Origin of the sequence: Streptomyces sp. NPDC006610, from assembly GCF_040611575.1 — a bacterium.
GTDB lineage: Bacteria > Actinomycetota > Actinomycetes > Streptomycetales > Streptomycetaceae > Streptomyces.
Genome location: NZ_JBEXOP010000015.1, coordinates 73,161 through 90,015 on the forward strand (window position 1 = coordinate 73,161; position 16,855 = coordinate 90,015).

Here is a 16,855-nt window from a genome sequence, read left to right on the forward strand (position 1 = left end):
CCGCTTGCCTTGGACCAGCGGGCCTGGTTTCCCCCGAGCCCGGCTCGACCGAACCACGGCCCGGCCCGGTCGAACCCGGCGCGTACGCCCCGCCCGCCTGACGCCGACCGGCACTGAGCGCCCACCGAAGACTGCCGGAGTCCGGCAATGCGCCGACGGCCGCGCCTTCGGCAGGATAAGGGCGGAGGGGAGCACACGGAGTGCTCCTGATGCCGGGTACCGGCAGGTGCCCGGCATCGAGCCCTCGCCCGCGCGATGGCGGGACGGACCGTCGCCGCGGGCCCCGCACCCGTGATCAGCCATGCCAAGCCATGCCGTGCCACCGGACGGGAGGACCAGCCATGACGCCTTTCCTCATCCCGCCCCTCGCCGCCGCTCTGATCGTCGCGATCACGACAGCCGTGCTCGTCCGTCGGGACAGACGGCTCATGGGATCGACGGCCGACAGCGGCAGCGAGATGACCGACCCCGGACCTGTGCGATAGGAAGGCGAGGAAGACGATGGCCACGGTCACGAGCACGAGCACGGCGACGGACACGAGCACCGCGACGAGCACGGGCACGGTGACGGGCACGGCAAAGGCCGCCGTGACGGTCACGCGGGTCGCACGACGGGGGGCGCACATGGCGGGGCGCGACGTGCCCGAGGAGTACCTGGAGGGGTACGCCCGCATCCTCGCCGACGCCTCGGCGACCGGCCGCCGGCTCACCCGCGACGAACTGGACTCGCGCAGGGCCCTCGGGGAGAAGGCCGCGGAAGCCGGCCTCGGCCTGCGCGCCCTGGTCGGCGCCCACCTTGCCGCGACCCGCTCGCACTGGCCCCGCGGCAACGGCGCCGGCGCCGACGGCGTCCTGGCCGCCGCCGCCCAGGCCGTCGACGCGTTCGCCGAGGGTTACGAACGCGCCCAGCTCCACGCCGTACGCCAGGAGGAGGCGGCACGCCGGGAGTTCATCGACGACCTGCTCTACGGCCGCAGCGACCTGGGCCGGCTCGCCGAGCGCGCGGAACGCTACGGGCTGCGGCTGTCGTACGCGCACGCGGTGGCGGTGGCGCGCGGAGCGGCGGCGTACGACGAGGGAGACCCGGTCCCCCAGGAGGTGGAGCGCGCGCTGATCGGCCGCTTCGGCGACCGCAGCATCCTGCTCACCACCAAGGACGGCCGGCTCGTGTGCATCGCGCCCGGCGACCAGGAGGACGTCCTCACGTACTTCGCCAAGCAGGCGTACGCCGCCACGGACGGGGGCCGGGTGGCCATCGGGCGCCCTCAGTCGGGGGCGGCCGGCGTCGCCCACTCCTACGAGGAGGCCCTGAACACCCTCGACCTGGCCGACCGCCTCGACCTGGACGACCCCGTGCTGCGCGCCGCCGACCTGCTGGTCTACCCCGTACTCGCCCGCGACCGGCAGGCGATGGCCGACCTCGTGGCCAGCGTCCTCGGCCCCCTGCGCCAGGCCCGCGGCGGCGCCGAACCCCTCCTGGCCACGCTCGCCGCCTACTTCGACTCCGGCTGCATCGCCACGGAGGCGGCCCGCCGCCTGTCCCTGAGCGTGCGCGCGTTCACGTACCGCCTCGAACGCATCCACAAACTCACGGGCGCGGACCCTTCGGACCCGGTCCACCGCTACACCCTCCAGACGGCGGTGATCGGCGCCCGCCTGCTGGACTGGCCGTCGAGGCCCTAGGAGCACACCGCCGCCGTCCGACGGGCGGCCCGACTCCTTCCCGGCCGCTCACACCCCCGTGGAACCGATGGCCGAGCGAACGGCCTGATGATCCGGATCGGCGGGATCGGCCTGTTCCGGAACGGCGACGACGGCGACACCGTGCTCGGCCGCGTCCGCGGCGATGAGCGCGCTGGCGGTCGACGGCGGGCCGTCGTCGTCCGACGCGGCGGCCATGAGACGGGCCGCCGACTCCGCGTCCGCCTCGGGCGGGACGACCAACAGGTCCCAGCGACCGATGCCGTAGGAGAGCAGCAGCAGCTTGTGCGGGTCGATCTCCAGGGTGAACCAGCCGACCTTGACGACGTGGCCGTCCACGGGAACCTTGCGCGGGATGACCGGCCAGTGTGCCGGGTTGACGGCGACGCGGGTGGTGCGGCCCCACAAGGGGTCCAACACGGCGGCCAGAAGCGGAAGTTCGGTGAGCAGATCCCGCGAGCGGGGCCACCAGGCGCCGTCCAGCAGCCCGCGGGAGAGGCCGTCGGTCTTCAGTGCGAGACGCGCCGCGGGAGGTGCGGCGGGCTCGTGGTGCGGAGGGATCGGATGCAAGGTCGCCGGCATGATGCGGACCCGTCTCCGGGCCGCGTCTGAGGCGGCCCGGGTTTCATCGTTCTCCGAGAACGACCCGGCGTGGAAGCCGGTGTGCGAAATGCCCTCGGTGACCCCACACTACTCCGCGCACGTCGGCGGCGCGGGCTCGCGGCCGTCACGCCTAGAGACCGAGCATCCGCTGGGTGAGTTCCCGGTACTGCCGCAGCGCGTGCCGCAGCTCGTCGGACTGCTCCTGCTCGCCCTCCCGTTCCTGCCACCCGGCACGCAGCACCCGCCGCCGCTCCTCCAACGCGCTCACGAGCTGGGCTACGGCCTCGTCATAGGCCGCCTCCGCCTCCTCCAGCGCCTCGCGCGGATCGTCGGCGAAGGTATTGATGGCGTGCCGAAGCCGCGAGGCGACCTCGTCCCGCCGGGCCGCCGGCACCAGCGGCTCGGGCCCCGAAACACGCCGCGGGTCGGCGCTCCGGGGCTGGCCGGCGGGCTGCTGGGCGCGTGACTGGTCGTACATGATGGATGCCTTCCGCTGCGCCAGAAGGCGCCGTTGGTCATGTCTGGTCATGTCGACGCTCGCGTGCGGGCGAGGCGAGCACCGCAACTCCGGTACACCGGAGCGCCATGCCCTGCGCCGTGCTGCCAGTCAACGTGCGGGGAGAGGGTGTGTCAACGTGGCACGAAGACGGTTCGCCTGCGTCGGTTACGCCGTGGCCGCTTCCCCACCGGTCCCGGCCGCGACGTGGTCGATCGGCTCGAGTCCTCTCGTCCAGGGCGGCCGGATCGTCACCGCGGTGAACGCCTACCACTTCACCGGAGGCCCTGCGCCGAACTCGTTCTCATCGGCGCGGCGGCTTCCCTGCCCTATAGGTCATCGTCGGCGCGCCGGTGACCACCTCCGAACCGTCTCGAGCACCGACCTGCTGCCCGACAGCTGCCTCTGGGCCGACCACCAACTCAACGCCGAGGTAACCGCGCCGCTCACCATGAGCCGCCATCGTCATCCGACAACAGGGCGAACGTTGCCCGATGCGGCACCGGAGTGCTGGAAGGAACCGTACGAGCAGGGGAGGAGAGGGCCGGACAGCGGCGGTGGGGTGGCCGAAGTCATCCGGGGAGAGTGTCCTGCATCGGCACCCTGGTGCGGTGGGTCCTCAGCGGCGAGTGCATCCGCGCCCTGTCGCCGGAGCAGTTCGCCGCCGCCTGCACGCCCTGGTCGCCCCGTATGCGCCGCTGAGGCGCTGCGCCACGGCAGAACGTCTATCGGGTCGAATCCGGCACCGCGTGAGGATGGTGCCTACTCGGCATCCTCGGTCGTGGCCTCGGATCCAGTCGGTTCGGTAGACCTCGTGCCAGTACTCTCGCTCTTCTCGCCCGCCTCGATCGGGGCGTAGCGCCGCCGTTGCAGCTCCTCGCGTTCGCCGTCCGGGATCGTCATCGACTCGGCCAGCACGGCGGCAAGCGCTCCCACGCGAAGGTTGTCGATGTCGGTGTGGAAGAGCCACCGGATGTTCTCGTCGCGCGTGATGAGGTCGATCGCCAAGCGCGCGCTTCTGTCGTGCGTGGTCGTTGCTCGGACGTATCGCACTTGATCGATCGGGATGTCCTGTCGGATCTCGGCCTGCTCGAGGAATGCGTTCGCCTTGGCCGTGATGACGCGGCGATCCGTGACGGCGACCAGCGTTTTCGCCGCAGCCTTGTCCCTCGCAGCCGCCAACTTCTCCTTCGCTCCGCCGACGATCGCAGAAAGGGGACCGAGGGCGTCGAGCTGGTCGGGGAAGCCGAGGACGCGTAGCGTCTCGCCGTCTTCGAGGAGCCAGCGCAGGATGCGAAGGTACGGCTTGAGATCCAGCGATTCGGGCGCGCAGACGACGCCCGGAGCCTCGAGCGGAGGGGCCGGCGGATGGAGAGCGTCGGCAAGAGGTTCGATCGCCTCCAGAAGACGCGCGGAGGTCTCGCGGGCCGCTTTCACGTCCTTCCGCTTCCCCGGCAGCGGCCATGCGTCGGGTCCGGGTAGCTCGGCGGTGATCCGCAGCTCCCGCGTCAGCGCGTCGACGAGGCTCGTCGACGCTGCGAGAGTGGAGTCGAACTCCGCTCGGGTGTCGCGCGCGATGACCTCGGCGTACTGCGCCTCGGCGGCGTCCTCGCGTCCAGCAGCTCTGGCCCTTGCGGCGCGCAGCGCGTGATACCCGGTCCATGCCTTGAGGGAGGACAGGAGGGCGTAGGCGTCGAACGCGATCGCCTCGGCGTTCCTGTGCAGATACTCACGGTGGCTGCGTGCGTCGCCCCGGCCGATCTGCCGGACGTGGTCGCGGACGTTCCCCTGATAGCGCTCCAACTGCTTCTGCAGCAGCGCTCCACTGCCTGCGACGTCCTCCCACAAGGACGTCGGGACCGCTTCGATCTCTCGCGCCTGGTCGACCGCACGATCGACGGCGGCGACGAGCCCCGTCAGTTCGGTCCACTGGTCCTTGCGGACGGCGGTGAGGACCTGACTTGTCACCGCGAGGTTGGTCCTGACGAGGCCCGAGACCTCACTCAGCATCATCTGAAGGCCGACCATGGCCAGCGCCGGCCCGATCGAGGCCGCGGTCTGCGCCCTGCTCACCGCAGTCACGGGGTAGAAGCGGGCGTGATGCAGGATGCGGCCGGGAACCATCACCGTTCCGAGGTTCCCACCGTCCTTGACGGCGAGCGTCGCGCCGCTGTTCAGCAGGGCCCGTGCCGTGTCGCCGATCCTGTAGAGCCCCTGCACGCCGGCGAACGCGTTTCCGAGATTGCCGGCCACGGTCGTCGCGTTCCCGATCGAGGCCAGAATCGCCGAGATCCGCTCGCGGTCGGCAGCCGGCACGATCCCGAAGTCGATCAGATCGGGCTTCAGCTCCGGCGGGACCTCACCGGCGACGACAGCCACCCCGGGGAGCACCTCCACCAGGACCGCCGACGCCGTCGTCGAGTCGATGTCCGAGTGGGACGTCGGATCGTCCACGACAGGTGAGCCGGCGGTATCGCTCCGTCCGTTCTCCTCAGGCCCGGCGATCCCCATCGACTCCGAAGGGTCCTGCATGCGACTCTCCTCCCCCGCGCGCAACAGCCGGACATCGTCGGCGTTGACGGCCGAAGTCTACGGCTCAACTCACCGCCGTTCGGCCCGAATTCACCCGGCTGATTCCGCACCGGCCGGTGCCGGCCAAGCCCTTCAGGGCCCCGCCCCCGAGGAGTGGATCAGCGCAGTCCGGCGAAGAGATCGTCCTCGGGTACGGCCTCGCCGGTGGCGTCCGGGACACGTACGAAGGTCTCCACGGTTCACGCCGTTCAGCGAGGTAGCCGAACCCACTTGTCGAAAACGTGCATCCCGAACACTCCGCACTCCCGGACCGCACGAGACACCGGCCTGATCCGTCCACCGCCGACCCACAGGTCCTGTGTCACGGGGGCGGACGCCGACTTCTCCGGCATGGTTTCCGTCCGGTCACCCAGTCCCCGACGAGGCTGGAGACCCCGACCAAGACCCTCTCCCGGATTCCTCCCGAACGATCTCCGGAAACCCGACAGGGCCTGATCCCCTTGATGGATCAGGCCCTGACCTGGTACTTCACTGTCGGGGTGGCGGGATTTGAACCCACGACCTCTTCGTCCCGAATGAGGTTCGGACAAGATCATTACCGGGCCTGGAGGGAATCCACCCTGGTCGGAGGCTTGGGGCGGGATGGTTTTGGTTGGCTTCGCTAGGTCCGTGAGAGAAGATCATCTCCCAGATTTCTCCCACGCTGAGCGGCGGTGGTGTCTGGACCGTGGTCGTGCGGCACGTTGCGTAAGCAAGTTTACGCAGGTGCGGCGGTACACGAGGAGGTGCTGGAGCAGTGGATGCCCCCCGGCGAAGTGGGCCCGTCGCCGACTTGCGTCCAGCAGTGATCGTGGGGACTGACCTGGGAGGGGCGGAGCATGACCGAACAAGGGGCTGGACGAAGTCGCGGAGTGCCGGAGCGGGTGCTGGATCTGGCGCGGATCTGCTCTACGGAGTGGGAGGGGGGGGAAGGCTCTTACGGGGAACCAGCTGGGGTATAGGAGTAGCGATGAGCTCTGCGCCAGGTGGGATCGGGATCCAAGCGTCTGAGCGCCGTGGCAGGTCCAGTACCTCGCCACGGCGCTACGCGGCCAATCCTCAGATCTGGCGGGCCTTCCACTTGCGGATCGCTTGATCGAGGTGTGCGCGCAACCGTGCTGCCGCTGGCGCGCCGGGCAGGAGCTGCTCGTACGCCTCGCTCCTACGGTGAGCTATGAGTGCCGCGAGGTTGGTGGAACTTCGTGACGGATACACCAGCGAGCAGTTGTCCTGCCCTAGTTCCTGGGCCAGGCCGAGGAAGCTGCGACCGACACCCAGCCCCGGTGACGTGGCGTAATGCTTGGCCTCGATCGTGGCGACGAGCTTGTGGCTCCTAGGGTGCACCCCGGCCAGCCGACTACGTTCAGCCTCTCGCTGATCGATGATCGCTACGTCGCACTCGTGCGCGACCTTTGATCGGCCGGCGACGTACACGCCCAGATGAATCTCGAGCCGCTTTTGGGTGCCGGGGAGGCTGACCAGGCCGTATGTAAAGGCGCCGGTCCAGAGGTTGCCCGGCGACCTCCGGAAGCGGAGCGCGGAGGCCGGGTTCGAGCCGTCCTGCGTGAGGAGTGTGGTTCCTCCCACATCTTTCACGGCGTCAAGGCATAGCACCATCAGAGACGCCTCGTAGAGATCAGACTCGTCGGCGCTGTTGCGGTAGACCGGCTCCAAAGCGCCGATCGCTTTCTCGATGGCCTGCACGAGGTTGGCTTTGCTCACTGGAGGGCCTCCGAGTACGTATCCTGGCCGTCCGCAAGCAGCTCGCGCACCGTCTGGAGTGCGGCCCACGCCTGTGCAGTCTCACTCTGCAGATCGAGCTGAGACGGGACCTCCAGCTCTGGATCTCCAAATTCGATTCTCGAGCCCATTCCTCGTTCCCTGACGGCGTCCAGCACAGACTTTCGCGTGGCATACATCGTCTCGGCCAGAGTCAGCACTGCTTCACGGACAAGTTGGAGACGTTCCTCACCTGTGTACGGGATAACAGCGATGTCGCCCTGCCCGAGGGCCGGCAGCTTGGTCGCAGCAAGACGGCTTGCCCGCTCGTAGTACTGCCCCTCCTCCTGAAGGTGGTCCTGCGCCGAGACAACGCGGCCATGCCGGACCTCTTCGTCCAGCTGATCTGCCAGGCCCGGGATCTCTTCCCTCAGCCGCGTCATGAGTGATTCGTATTGGTTGTGGCCGATGGCCATGCCTCCCCCTTGGTCTCCAGTTTGGCGAGCACTGTACCCATCCCCGCTGACAAGGAAGCGGCGGCAGCCGGGTGCGCGGATGCTTCCCGAGGCCAGAGGGCGGTGCCGTCTGGTTTGGTGGTGGGCCACGGGGCTCGGGGTTGGCGCCCGTGGGGGCCCGCTCCCTCACATGGCGCTACAGTCGATTGCCGTTCCACTGCGCAGGGAGATACGTGGCTACTGTCCCACCTACTCGCCGGATCGAGCTTGCTGGGGTGAATGCCCTGCGGACGCTGCTGGAAGATCTTGATCATGTCGTGCACACGGTCGACGGCAGCGCCGATATGGGCGAGGACCTGATCGTTGACTTCACCCGGGGCCGAAAGCGGACCGGCCGCATGATCGCGGTGCAGGTGAAGACTGCTGGCGGGCGGTCGAGTAAATACCGGCGTGCCAGCGGCTACGCGATTCCCGTGGGGAGCCACGCAGGCGACTGGTCCACCCGCCCGATCCCTGTTATTGGGGTCATCTACGACATGGAGGCCGGACGGCTGTTCTGGGTGAATCTGACGAAGGTTCTGAGGGCAGCTCCTAAGCCGCCTCGTTATGTGAAGGTTCCCTTCGACGCTGAACTGTCAACAGAGACGGTCGAGCAGTTCGTCGCCGAGATCGATGCCTATGCCCGCGTGATGGGGACTCTTGACGAGGAACGCACGCCCGCCGATAGCGATGGGCCGACGGTGAAGCCATCGAAGGCGCGGCGAGTGCGACTGACGGCCGGCTGGAAGGACCCCTCGTTCACCGACCAGGCGCACCATCCCGTTTGGACGCAGGGGTGGTTCATCATTTGGGACCACTACCGGCTGACGCTGATCGACGGCCGCACTGGCAAGAGGCAGATGGGCGGGATCAGGACTCTCTTCCCGCATGTGCCCGTAGCCGGAGACCAGGCTCTCTTCCTCCCTGCCGTACCTGATCGCTTGAAGGCGCTGAATCTGCCGACTTTCAGACCTCGTTGGGAAGTCCGACTGCGCGTCGACCCTGCGAGGATAGCCTTCGTTGAGGGTGTGTTGTATGCGCCTGGTCAAGATGGAGGACTCTTCGCCCTTGACCCCCGAAGCGGGGCCCAGCGTGGGCCGACTCTTCTCCCGGGGCACCCTATTCTCACCCAAGCACGCGTTGCAGCCGGCAGCCTGATCGTCCTTGCAGGGCCTCCCGCTGATCAAGGCAGCGCTACTCAGCGATCGAAGGGCTGTGCCCTGGCCCTGGACCCGAGCGACGGAGAGCAGCGCTGGGTCTACGAACCGCGGGGTTCGCTTTTGCCGCACTGGGCTGCTTCAGACCAGATGCTCTACCTCTTGGAGGAGGTCAAATCGGCCCAGTACTTGGTGGCCGTCCATCCCACTAGTGGCGTAGAGTCCAGACGATGGAAACTGGCCGACGACATGGCTTTTCCACCTGTCGCATCGAGTTCGGCGGGTCACGTGCTGGGTCGTTCTGGCATTCTTCAGACGTACGGTTCCGTACCTCGTCGGTGCCGTTGGAGCTATAGAACCCAGCAGCGCACGCCCCTCGCTCCGGTTGCCGCAAGGGACCTTGTGCTCGTGGTAAGCGCGCCGCACGTGCTGACTGCCCTTGACGCAGCAACTGGCACCGAACGGTGGTGTTTCAAGGAACGGGGAGATTTCACGACTGCCCCCATCGTGGTTGAGGACATCGTGTACGTGGCCCACCGCGGCGGGCGACTTATTGCGCTCGATTTGGGTACGGGCGTTCGGCTCGGTTCGACCCCATGCCACCTGTGGGAAGAGGGGGAACGGGGACAGCCTACGGTCGCGCAGGGCAAGTTGGTGTTTTCCGGTCGCTACGGCGGAGTGCACTCTGTCGATTTGGGACTGAACGGCGACGGAGAGGGCCGTAGGGATCTTGCGTGACTCGCGCAGGAGCAGCCCCGCGAGGGCGTCGCCGTCCACCAGTGAGCTCGGCTGCCAAGCGGCGTGCCATCCGAGGGAGCGAGTACTCAGCGCACGAGTGGGAACCGTACGCGGTCGGTGTCGGCCGAGGTCGTGCCTGTGGGGACGACTTCAACGTTGGGGAGAAGCCGGGACCGCCAGTGGTGTGCGATGCCGTGTTCGTTGTCAACGGGTGCCGCCGACGTGGGCGGCCTCTGCGGAGTTGATCAGCCGAGTGATCACCGATGGAAGCTCGGGAGCCGGCTTTCTTGAAGGCTGGGCAGGCGCCCGGTGATCGTTGTGCTCGGGTGGGGTGGGCTCGCGTATCGTCCGTGGGGTGATTGATGCCACCGTGGCGGTCCGAAGCGATATCCCCGACAGTGCGCTCTCAGAGTTGATCGATGCCTTCGATCTCGGAGGCGTGTGGGAGCGTCGCTATCTCGCCGACGGGCTGATGAATGCGAACTGGAGGCTGAACACCCCGGCCGGGCAGTTCGCTTTGAAGCGGGTCACGGACGTCTCCCTGGAGCGGTTGCAGCGCAATCTCCGGGTGCTGGCAGCCCTCGCCGCCGACGGAGTCCCGGTGAGTGCCCCAGTACCCACGGTCTCGGGGTCGCTGGTGGCGCAGGTCGGAGGTGGCGTCTGGTGCCTGTTCCCGTGGGTGGCCGGATCCCATGTCCGGGGTGTTGATCTCACCCTGTCCCAGGTGAGCGCACTGGGTGCGGAGCTGGGTCGCCTGCACCTGAGCCTGGGCAGGGCTTGCGGTCGGGGGCTGCTGCCCCGGGTGCCGGAGACGATCGCCGCGGACGTCACGTCGCCGGAGCGGGCGGTGGAGAAGGCCGAGCGGTTGTCCGCGGCCGTACGCGACAAGGGCACGGACAGCGACTTCGACAAGGAAGCCGCTGTCGCCTTGGAGCGTCGGCGGGCCCTCGTCTTCAAGCACGCCGATCAACGTCCGCGATCCGTGACGCCTGAGGGTGGTCACGGGTGGACGCACGGTGACGTGCAGTACCGCAATCTGCTCTGGGAAGGCGGAGAACTTGCCGCCGTCCTGGACTGGGACCGGGTCGCGGTGCGTCCGTACGCGGAAGAGGTCGTTCGGACGGGGCAGGTGCAGTTCGGGGTGGGCGGGGTGTTCGACCTCGCGCGGGTCTCGGCGTTCGTCGAGGGGTATCGGTCGGTGGTGCCGCTGAAGCCGTCTGCGCTGGTGGACGGTGCCCGGCGGCTGTGGTGGAAGCGGATGACGGACTTCTGGCAGCTGGAGTTCCACTACGACCGCGGTGACCTCTCCTTCGATGAGCTGTTCACCGCCGACGAGGCGCTGCTGCACTGGTGGACGGACCGGCTGGATCAGGTCGAGGACGCCTTCGCCGCGGGCTAGATGCCGAGGCGTTCGAGGTCCGGCAGACGGGGGCGGGTGAAGGCGGTCGCACGTTGCCGGGCCTGTTCGCCCAGGGTGTGGTGGTCGGCGGTGCGGATGGCCTCCGCCCACCCTTCCGCGCCGGCCTCGGCGGGAAGCACGATGCCCGCGTTGCCTATGGCTTCGGGGATGCCGCCCCGGCCGGTGCCGATGCTCGGGGTCCCGTGCAGTGCGGCTTCGATGATCACGCGGGGGAAGGCGTCCTCCACCGTGGACGGCACGAGCAGGAGGCGGTGGCTGCGGTAGAGGGGGCTCATGTCGTAGACCCGCGGCACCCAGGTGACGTTGGGGTAGCCGGCGAACTCCTCCGCGGTGTTCCACCAGCCTTCCACCAGGGTGAAGCGCTGTTCGGGCATGCGGCGGATGAGCTGGTGCAGCAGCTCGGAGCCTTTCGCCGGGATGGGGTTGACCATGAGCACGGCCCTGGTCCGCTCGCTGCGGTGTTGCTCCGGCTTCGGTGGGGTGAAGGACGGATACAGGACGGACAGCCGGGTGCCATCGGTCCGGGGCGCCCGTCGGATGACGAACTCGGACACGGCCAGTCCATGGTGCGGACGACCGTCGAGGACGCCCAGTCCCGTCCTGGACACCGAGTGCAGGATGCCTGCGACGAGAGCGGTGGGCCGGGCTCGGGCGGCAATGTCGGCCGCACCTTCCTGGGAAGTGAACACCACGTCCGGCCGCACGTGGGACAGCATGCTCCGCAGGGCTGACGTGATCCGCTGCTGCGGTACGGCTATGCAGTCCACTCCGTTCCACCTGTAGCGCAGATCCTCCTCGGTCTCCTCGTACTCGGTGTCGTTTGCGCCGAGGTAGGTCCGCATCTGGATGACCTGTGGGGACTGGTCCCAGGGCGCTTGGTGGGAGCCGAGGTAGACGGTCTGCCATCCGGCTGCCACGAGTGCTTCGGCGAGGAGTTGCTGGGTGACCTCCGCTCCGCCGATGAGGAACGGAGGCGGGGTACGCCGCCAGGCGAAGAGGGCTGTGGGCATCGGCCGGTCACCTGGTCCAGTACGTCACGAGGGCCTCCACCGCGTGCGCGACCGCGTGCGGGCCGGTGTCGGCGGGGATGACGGTCACCTCCCGTGACACGGGTGGCTGTGCTGCGGAGACGAAATAGTCCCGCGCGTGTGCCAGGAACGTCGGCTCGTGGAGGAAGTACCCGGACTCGGCCGCCGTGTGCCCGGCCGCCTTGCGGCGCAGGGCCAGCTCCTCGGCCGGCACGTCCAGGTAGAGGGTGTGGTGGGGGCGCAGGAACGGCAGCTCCTGGAGGCGGTCGCGCAGGCGGTGGTGGACGTCGTAGCCGAACAGGGCGTCGAGCGCGTGGGCGTGGGCCAGGAGGGTGTCCACCGAGCGGTCCAGGAGGACGACGGGCTTGGCGCTGGCGAGCGCCCGGCGCACGCGAGTGCCTTCGATGCCCATGAACGTCTCGAACGCGGCGAGCTGTTCGGCGGCAGACGCGGTCCGGGCGGGCGGGATGTCGGCGCGATGAGCGATGTGCTGGACGTAGCAGTCCGAGACGAAGGCCCGGTTCTCGATGCCGCGCGTGCGCAGGTGGTGAATGACGGTGGACTTGCCGGCGTACGACGGCCCTTCGAGCGCGATGATCTTCACGACGACTCCGTCCGGTAGAAGCGCTCGGCAAAGGCTCCCGTGCGGCTCAGGAGGCCGGCCGCGGTCGTCCACGCGTGCCGGATCGGCCGGTACATCTTGCGGACCGGGTGCATCTGCGAGCCGTGCATGTGCAGCACCGTGACCTTGTCGAGCACGACGTCGGTGATGTCGGCGGGCTCGGCTACCAGGGCGTGGCCGGTGCGTGCTCGGAAGAGGTGTTGATCGCAGCCGGCCAGGGCGTAGGTGGGCCAGAAGGCGAGGTCTTCCCAGAACCAGCGGCATCCGAGTCGTACTGCTGCCGTGTGTACGAGGAGGTGGTCGGGGTGGCGGGTGACGGCGGCCGGGGCGAGGAGTTCGGCGTCGGGGTGGGCTTCGGCGATCTCTCGGAGCTCGTCCGTGATCCGGTCCAGGCGTTGTGGATCGAAGGGTCGGTACGGGGGCGCTGCGTCCTGGTGGCCGAGGGCGATCCGATGGGCGGCGAAAGGGGCCAGCGCGGCGGCGCCTTCCCGGCTGCGCAGGTCGGATACGGCGGCTTCGGTGACGTAGGTGTCCTCCAGGGCCGGGTGGACGCTGGTGGAGCGGGTGAACACCGTGGCCACGGTGAGTAGCCGGGGATGGGCCAGGAAGGTGCCGGAGGCGGACAGGGCGAAGTCGTCGTGGTGGGGTTCGATGGCGAGCACCGGGCGGCCGGTCGGGCGCCGTTTCTCGATGAAGTAGCGATCTCCGCTGTGTGGGGCCCTGAGTGCGATCACCCGGTGGTCGTGAGCCCGGTGGCGCTCGGCCAGGTGCTCGGTCCACTGCTGGTGGGCGTGCATGAGGTCATTGGGGAAGGTATAGATCCCTTCCGCGTCCGGCACGGGCAGCGTCGTGGTCATGGTGGGCTCCGGGGTCATCGGACGGTGCTCTGGTACCAGTGGCGCCACATGCGAGGGGAGCTGAGCCGCAACCGTGCGGTGACGGGGTTCTGCCACCAAAGCATCCGGAGGCTGGACCACTGGTCGTAGCGGCGGGTGGAGGGGCGTACGCGCAGCTCGTCGAGGATCACGACCGGGGCGTTCACGCTGCGGCCGTGGGCCGCCAGCCGGTGGAAGAACTCCACGTCCTCGCTCATGAAAAGGTCCTCGCGGTATCCGCCGATCTCCTGGAAGGCGACCGCGGTCGCGAACTGGGCGACGCCTTGGGCGCCGCCGCGCGTGTCACGGTAGTGGTCCCAGTACGCGCAGAGCAGCCGTGCGCCGAGCCGCTTGGGGGTGTACAGGGGCGGGATGGCGCCGCCGGCAGCGCCGCCGTCCATGACGGTGGCCGCGGCAGTGATCGCCTCCATGGGCAGGGCGACGTCTGCGTCCGTGAAGAACAGCCTGCGGCCACGGGCGGCAGTCGCTCCGGTGTTGCGGACCCGGCCGATGTTGCGGACGGTCTCGCTGATCACTCGGACGCCGAAGGAGGCAGCCATGTCGGTGGTGGCGTCGGTGGAGGCGTTGTCCACCACGATCACCTCTCCCCGCTCACCGCTCTTCTCCTGCCACCGTTCGAGGGAGGCGAGGACAGTAGGGAGGTAACGGGGCAGGTACGCCGCTTCATTGTGGGCTGGAATGACCACCGTCAGTCCAGGGCTGGTCATCGGAAAGTCCCTTCCCTTCGGGACGTGCGGAAGAGGTGCGGTGTCTGGCGGGCCAGGTCGTCCAGGCGGCCCGACCACAGGGAGCGGCTCGAACCAGGCGAGGCGTGGACCCAGCAACGGACGGTGTGGAGCACCACCCAGGCCGACAACCGTGATTCGTCCAGGGGATGCCGGTAGGCGCCGATCAGCGCGCGCCGGTCCCACGGCATGTGCGCCGCGGTCATGACGAGGGCGTGAGCGACGTCCGCCTCCCGTCGGCCCGGCGCGGCATCCGTGAAGTCGACCAGGTAGCGCCTGCCGCGCGGGTCGGAGAGTACGACGTTGTCGAAGTGGATGTCGCCGTGGCACCACACGCTGGGTGCCCGGTCCGGTGTGCCGGCGATGATGGCGAGGGCGGGACCGATCCGGCTCAGCAGCTCGGGTGGGCAACGGCTCACCAGGGAGGAGACCGAGTCGAAGAACGGGCGGCGCGGCACCACGTGCTCGACCGGTGCCCCGTGCAGACGCCCGAGGAGGCAGCCGAGGTCCCGGAGAGCCTGGGCATGCGGAATGTGGCCGGACCGCACGAAGGCCCCCAGCGTCTGCCCCCCGAGGTCACGGGTGATGAGCGCGGTGGCCCCTTCTCCGGAGATCGCACCGCGGGCGAGTACCTGCGGGACCGGTACGGCGACGCCGGCCGCGCGGATGGCGGCGGCCTCGGTCAGCGCGTTGCGGCGGGCGGTGTGGTCGTACAGCTTCACGATCACGCTGCGACCGTCACAAAGGCCCGCCCGGAACACCGCCGTCCGGGAGCCCGACGACAGGCGCTCCACGGTCCGGGCGGATGCCCCGAGGAGAGCGCTGCACGCATGCGAGACCATGGCGGGCGGCGTGGTCATCGAAGCCCCGCCGGCTCGGGATGGGCGGCGCCCAGCGCGCGGACATGCCGAAGGGTCCGCTTCAGCAGAGCGCGGTACTCCAGTACGTCGGCCGTACCCGGGCAGTCTGCCTGCCATGGCTTCTCCGGGCCCACGAAGTGGATGAGACGGGCGGCCGGGTCGGGCCGCAGAGGGCGGCTGACGACGCGACGTACCCAATCGCCACGTTCGAGATACCGACCCACCTCGAACCGGTTGTACGCGGCGCCGACCGGCCGCACGCGGCCGGTGCGGAGGAGCCACAGATTCAGGGCGTCCTGGTCGTTGTGGAGGATGTGCCGGCGGTGTCTGGCCAGGGCCTGCTCCACGCCGTGATGGACGCGCGGCAGATCACCGGTGTGAGCCCACAGAAGACCGGCGTTGTAGTAAGGGCGGTTTCTCAGATGCGGCCAGCGGTCCACGACGCCCGGCAGGGCGGGGCATCCGCCGACGGACGGGTTGAACTCGTCGCGTACCGCACCTACCTCGCCCGAGCGAAGAGCATGGAGCGGGGTGGTCAGGTCACCGCGGACCAGGACGTCGGCGTCCACGTAGACCAGGTAGGGGCGGCGGACGAAGTCGGGCGTGAACTCGAACCGCAGATACGTGGTGACGGTGATGTACGAGGTGTCCGCCATCCGCGCGGAGCGCAGTGGGGAACGGCGGGCCAGGGCGAACGAGCCGAAGCCGACTCGCTTGGCGAGGTGGGCCAGCAGCAGTGCCTGGGGTGGTCCGAGGTCGAAGCTGAGTAAGCGCAGCGCCGCGGCCTTGCGGGCGCGGGGGCTGAGGCTGTCGGCCAGCGAGGCGATCGTGGCGAGGCCGGGGGTGAGGTAGTGCCGGTCGATGCAGATGCCGAATGCGTACACGGCGGGTCCACCTTCCGGGCGTGTCTGGGGAAGTGTTCTGGCGATGAGTGGTGAGTCGTGGGCGCGCATGCTCCGTTGCTGGCCCGGTGGGGCCGGCTCCGCCGTGGGCCTCATGGCGGCAGTGCATCAAGCGGTGCTCTCTCGGTGCACGCGTTCCTCGCGCGTCTCGATGACGTGGAGGCTGTCGGGCTCATCCGTCTCCCACTGATTCGTCGTGCCGCCCGACACCGGACGCAGGACCCACACAGCACCCTGCTTGATGTCGGTGACGATGGCGTGGCGTCCGCCGGTGTCCTCGACCAGATCACCGACTCCTGCCCGTGCCCGGGTCACGAGGCGGCTCCGGGAGCGGGGTCTTTCCACAGCCACCAGCCTGAGGAGGCTTCGAGCAGAACGCGTCGGTGTTCCTGTCGTCCGGCGGTCTGGCGGGGTGGCGGGGACGTCGCCTCGGCGAGGAAACCGCCTCGGTCACGGATGAGCACACCGAGCGCGGCGAACTGCGCGGCATCGTCCGCGAGGTGGGAGATTCCGGCGACGATGATGCCGCGGACCAGGCCGGAGGACAGTGTGCTCGTGACAGCCGCCCAAGCCGGGCGGCCGTCCAACGGCACACATGGGTTGTCGTCGGACCAGGCGCCGGCCACGTGCCAGTGCCGGGCGTCGGCGTAGCGGCGTGCGCGGCGTTCGGCCTCGCGGACAGCGGCCGACTCGAACGCGCAGGAGTAGATGGCGACCGGCACGTGTCCGATGCCGCCGGGTGAGGATTTCGGCATGTGATCAGCGTGCTGCCTGCCCTGTCCGCAGGACAGGCACGGCCCGTGGCGGCGCCAGGAACTCATGACTCGATGGCCTGACACGCCCCGTGCTGCCGCGCTCTCGTCCTCCAGCAGAACTGCAACGGGACGTGGCGGTCGGACTGGTGGCGGCCGTGAGAGCTGCTA

Annotated in this window: 17 protein-coding genes; 4 read left to right on the forward strand and 13 right to left on the reverse strand. The window is 69.0% G+C overall.

Going from position 1 to position 16,855, the window contains the following annotated elements:
• Positions 1–341: 341 nt before the first annotated feature.
• Both ABZY13_RS14905 and ABZY13_RS14910 read left to right on the forward strand, forming a co-directional pair.
• Positions 342–485, forward strand: coding sequence for a hypothetical protein (locus ABZY13_RS14905; protein WP_356630565.1), 144 nt, complete (start codon positions 342–344; stop codon positions 483–485).
• Between the two features lie 139 nt (positions 486–624).
• On the forward strand, positions 625–1,683 hold the full coding sequence (locus tag ABZY13_RS14910; protein ID WP_356630717.1) for a helix-turn-helix domain-containing protein: 1,059 nt from the start codon (positions 625–627) through the stop codon (positions 1,681–1,683).
• 48 nt (positions 1,684–1,731) lie between these two features.
• Here the strand turns inward: ABZY13_RS14910 and ABZY13_RS14915 are convergent, their stop codons facing one another.
• The 5 genes from ABZY13_RS14915 to ABZY13_RS14935 all read right to left on the reverse strand — a co-directional run bounded on the left by ABZY13_RS14915 (position 1,732) and on the right by ABZY13_RS14935 (position 7,566).
• Positions 1,732–2,283: a DUF5994 family protein gene (locus ABZY13_RS14915; RefSeq protein WP_356630567.1), complete on the reverse strand. Its 552-nt coding sequence runs from the start codon at positions 2,281–2,283 to the stop codon at positions 1,732–1,734.
• A 151-nt stretch (positions 2,284–2,434) separates the two neighbouring features.
• Positions 2,435–2,782, reverse strand: a complete 348-nt coding sequence (locus ABZY13_RS14920) for a hypothetical protein (RefSeq protein ID WP_356630569.1) — start codon at positions 2,780–2,782, stop codon at positions 2,435–2,437.
• 780 nt (positions 2,783–3,562) lie between these two features.
• Positions 3,563–5,332, reverse strand: a complete 1,770-nt coding sequence (locus ABZY13_RS14925; protein ID WP_356630571.1) for a hypothetical protein — start codon at positions 5,330–5,332, stop codon at positions 3,563–3,565.
• A gap of 1,098 nt (positions 5,333–6,430) precedes the next feature.
• The gene (locus ABZY13_RS14930) at positions 6,431–7,093 is read right to left on the reverse strand and encodes a hypothetical protein (RefSeq protein ID WP_356630573.1); all 663 of its coding nucleotides are present in this window, start codon (positions 7,091–7,093) and stop codon (positions 6,431–6,433) included.
• Positions 7,090–7,566 carry a hypothetical protein gene (locus ABZY13_RS14935; protein ID WP_356630575.1) on the reverse strand — a complete coding sequence of 159 codons (477 nt, stop codon included), beginning with the start codon at positions 7,564–7,566 and terminating at the stop codon, positions 7,090–7,092. Before ABZY13_RS14935 ends, ABZY13_RS14930 begins: the two co-directional genes overlap by 4 nt.
• Positions 7,567–7,778: 212 nt before the next feature.
• Between ABZY13_RS14935 and ABZY13_RS14940 the strand changes: the two genes are divergently transcribed.
• Entirely contained in the window at positions 7,779–9,479 is a 1,701-nt protein-coding gene (locus tag ABZY13_RS14940) for a PQQ-binding-like beta-propeller repeat protein (RefSeq protein WP_356630577.1), read from the forward strand.
• Between the two features lie 355 nt (positions 9,480–9,834).
• Positions 9,835–10,878: a phosphotransferase gene (locus ABZY13_RS14945; RefSeq protein ID WP_356630579.1), complete on the forward strand. Its 1,044-nt coding sequence runs from the start codon at positions 9,835–9,837 to the stop codon at positions 10,876–10,878.
• Here ABZY13_RS14945 and ABZY13_RS14950 read toward each other — a convergent pair.
• The 8 genes from ABZY13_RS14950 to ABZY13_RS14985 form a co-directional block, all read right to left on the reverse strand.
• A complete protein-coding gene (locus ABZY13_RS14950; protein ID WP_356630581.1) occupies positions 10,875–11,909 on the reverse strand; it encodes a glycosyltransferase in 1,035 nt (344 codons plus the stop codon). The two genes, ABZY13_RS14945 and ABZY13_RS14950, sit on opposite strands and share 4 nt — an antisense overlap.
• A gap of 7 nt (positions 11,910–11,916) precedes the next feature.
• Entirely contained in the window at positions 11,917–12,531 is a 615-nt protein-coding gene (locus ABZY13_RS14955) for a hypothetical protein (RefSeq protein WP_356630583.1), read from the reverse strand.
• A complete protein-coding gene (locus ABZY13_RS14960; RefSeq protein WP_356630585.1) occupies positions 12,528–13,406 on the reverse strand; it encodes a PIG-L family deacetylase in 879 nt (292 codons plus the stop codon). Before ABZY13_RS14960 ends, ABZY13_RS14955 begins: the two co-directional genes overlap by 4 nt.
• Positions 13,407–13,420: 14 nt before the next feature.
• Complete coding sequence (locus ABZY13_RS14965) at positions 13,421–14,152, reverse strand: glycosyltransferase (RefSeq protein WP_356630587.1); 732 nt, start codon at positions 14,150–14,152, stop codon at positions 13,421–13,423.
• Positions 14,149–15,030 carry an aminoglycoside phosphotransferase family protein gene (locus ABZY13_RS14970; protein WP_356630589.1) on the reverse strand — a complete coding sequence of 294 codons (882 nt, stop codon included), beginning with the start codon at positions 15,028–15,030 and terminating at the stop codon, positions 14,149–14,151. Before ABZY13_RS14970 ends, ABZY13_RS14965 begins: the two co-directional genes overlap by 4 nt.
• The gene (locus ABZY13_RS14975; RefSeq protein WP_356630591.1) at positions 15,027–15,914 is read right to left on the reverse strand and encodes a glycosyltransferase; all 888 of its coding nucleotides are present in this window, start codon (positions 15,912–15,914) and stop codon (positions 15,027–15,029) included. Before ABZY13_RS14975 ends, ABZY13_RS14970 begins: the two co-directional genes overlap by 4 nt.
• A 126-nt stretch (positions 15,915–16,040) precedes the next feature.
• Complete coding sequence (locus tag ABZY13_RS14980; protein ID WP_019983969.1) at positions 16,041–16,247, reverse strand: hypothetical protein; 207 nt, start codon at positions 16,245–16,247, stop codon at positions 16,041–16,043.
• The gene (locus tag ABZY13_RS14985) at positions 16,244–16,687 is read right to left on the reverse strand and encodes a hypothetical protein (RefSeq protein WP_356630593.1); all 444 of its coding nucleotides are present in this window, start codon (positions 16,685–16,687) and stop codon (positions 16,244–16,246) included. The genes ABZY13_RS14980 and ABZY13_RS14985 overlap by 4 nt, the downstream gene beginning before the upstream one ends.
• Positions 16,688–16,855 lie beyond the last annotated feature (168 nt).